1 protein-coding gene is annotated in these 2848 nt (G+C 33.3%); it reads left to right on the top strand.

All coding sequences use genetic code 11. The features are described 5' to 3' along the window. Nucleotides 1-169 precede the first annotated feature (169 nt). A complete protein-coding gene (locus JGH11_RS19635; RefSeq protein WP_201114601.1) occupies nucleotides 170-2665 on the top strand; it encodes a DNA-binding transcriptional activator in 2496 nt (831 codons plus the stop codon). Nucleotides 2666-2848 lie beyond the last annotated feature (183 nt).

Here is a 2848-nt window from a genome sequence, read left to right as displayed (position 1 = left end):
ATGTTATTGGGAATCTATCAAGCTTTGTTAACAAAAATTCAACGTATTCGCAAATAGGAGATATGCGAAATCCAATATTCAGATGTGAGATTTACTGCATTTAATAATTAAATGTTGCGATATTATTAGGGGCTAAGGGTAGTTTCTATATTGAATTATAGAATTTTATATGAAACGATTTTACTGTATACTTCTTATTCTTTTATTTACTCAATTCTCTTTTTCTCAAGGTCTGAAATTTAAGGGAAATGAACAGCCTATCGATAAACGGACATCGTATAATGTCTTTAAAGATAAATCATATGCATTTTCATCTTATTTCAATATTGAATTCAGATTCTCTTTAAATCCTCCTACCCATATAGGGTATATTATTCGTATTAAGAATGAAAAATCGAATACAATATATAATCTGTTTTACGATGGACAGGGGGAAAACTTAATTTTTAAATTTAATGAAGAGGGTAAGAGCAGTTTGATTACCGCTGAAATGAACAAAGATGAATTACTCAAAAGAGATTGGTTTAAGATGGCAATATCGTTCGACCTGCAAAATGATTCAATAAAGCTTACTATCAATAATAAGGTTTTCAGTGTAGGACAAACAGGACTCCCAAATAAGTACTATCCTATAATAGTTTTTGGTAAAAGTGATCATATCATAGACGTTCCATCTTTTGCGATCAAGGATCTTATTGTCGGTAATGATAAGAAATATTCTTTTGCTTTAAAAGAGAACGAAGGAGAAGTGGTGCATGACCAAAATGGCAATAGTATAGGGTTTGTTTCCGAGCCGGAATGGTTAATAAATGAAGCATATCATTGGAGTTTTAAGGCTTTATTTAAGTCTAAAACTATTGCCGGAGCAAATTATAATCCGGAAAGGGAGGAAGTCTATTATTTTAATAGCGACTCGATATTTAGATATAATGTAAGATCCGGAGAAAGTACAAAGCAAGCGTTTATTGGCAAATGCCCTATCAAACTAGTATTAGGTACGAATTTTGTTGATACGAAAAACAGCAAGCTCTATGCCTATGAGGTTCATTATAACAATCCCTATGATGGCCCATCTATGGCTAGCTTAGACTTGAATACTTATATGTGGACTCCGGAAACTTCTGTAAGATTACCCATACAATTACACCATCATACTTCTTATTTAGATACTTCTGAAAATAAATATACCATATTCGGCGGATTCGGTAATATGCGCTATAGTGAAAATTTTTATTCTTTCGATTTAGATTCGAAGGAGTGGAATATTTCCAATTTTGATGGAGATACCATATTCCCACGGTATTTTTCATCTATGGGATATTTAAAGGCAACAAATTCTCTATATGTGTTTGGAGGAATGGGAAACGAATCAGGGGAACAAGTTGTTGGACGTAAATACTTTTATGACCTACATAAGGTAGATCTCACGACAAAGCGCATTACAAAATTATGGGAGATTCCATGGAATAATGACAATGTTGTTCCTGTTAGAGGAATGGTTATACTGAATGATTCCTGCTTCTACACATTGTGCTATCCGGAACATTTCTCCGATTCTTTTCTTCGTCTATATCGATTCTCTTTAAAAGATGGAAGCTATGAAATTCTTGGTGACTCAATCCCTATACATTCTGATAGAATTACTACGAATGCCAATTTGTATTATGATGATAAACTGAAAAGTCTTTTTGCTGTCGTTCAGGAGTTTGACGATGATATTATTTCTGATCTGAAAATATATTCATTAATATTTCCACCAATCACAGCAGAACAATTAGCCGATTATGCAAAAACAGGAAATAGCAATGTACGACCTTGGCTGGTATTACTTTCGTGTATTTGCATTGCTGTTATTATATACATATTATACAAGAAATTAAAGACTAGTCATACTATTGAACAGATTATTTCTGAAACATCACAGAAACAGGATAAAAAACCGGGAAGACAAGCAAGGCCAAATTCTATTTACCTCTTTGGTGAGTTTTTAGTCCGCGACAAACATAATAGGGATATCACTTATATGTTTAGTACAAAATTACGACAGGCTTTTTGTATTATCCTGCAATACAGCACTGAAGAAGGGATTAGTTCCCAGCGCCTTAGCCATTTATTATGGCCCGATAGACCTGAAGACAAAGTGAAAAACTCTAGAGGAGTGACAATTAATCACTTACGAAAGGTCTTGGGTGAGCTCGACGGTATAGCGCTGATTTATGATAAAGGTTTTTTCAAATTAGTATATACAGCCGACTGTTATTGCGATTATTTAAGATGTTTCGAAATTATTCAGTTCCGTTCAATAGAAAGCGATAAAGAAGAATTGATAGATATACTGGCCCGCGGAAAATTCCTAAAATCGGCTGATATGCCTTTGTTCGATCTTTTTAAAGAAACAGTAGAGCATAAATTGGAGCCAGTCCTGTTGGTTGAAATGAAGAACTCTTTTGAACAGGAAAATTATCAGGCGACAATTGATCTTACAGAAGCTATATTTGATATAGATCCTATGAATGACGAAGCAATAATATATCAGGTAAAAGCTTTACTGAAATTGAAACTAAATGATGAGGCAAAAAGAAGGTATCAGATCTTCATAACCGAATATAAGAGAATGATCGGTAATAATTATCCATATACTTTTAGCGAATTATCCATCCGATAATATACAGCACTAGCACTGGCGGGAATAATGAAGGCTGAAAGTTTAAAACATCATATTGAGGTTAATAAATATCTTTTCCTCTCTTATAATAGATAATTCTCAAGTTAAATAAACCAACATCTATAAACTCTAAGTATACTTTCTCAGAGCATTATACTTAGAGTACATTATGAAATGTATGTC

Source organism: Dysgonomonas sp. Marseille-P4677 (assembly GCF_016652235.1).
Lineage (GTDB): Bacteria > Bacteroidota > Bacteroidia > Bacteroidales > Dysgonomonadaceae > Dysgonomonas.
The sequence above is the reverse complement of the archived record's forward strand: the minus strand, read 5'-3'. Positions and strand labels throughout refer to the sequence as shown.

Excerpts from the sequence above, each read along its gene's own strand:
- JGH11_RS19635 (WP_201114601.1), top strand. The coding sequence starts at position 170 with ATGAAACGATTTTACTGTATACTTCTTATTCTTTTATTTACTCAATTC.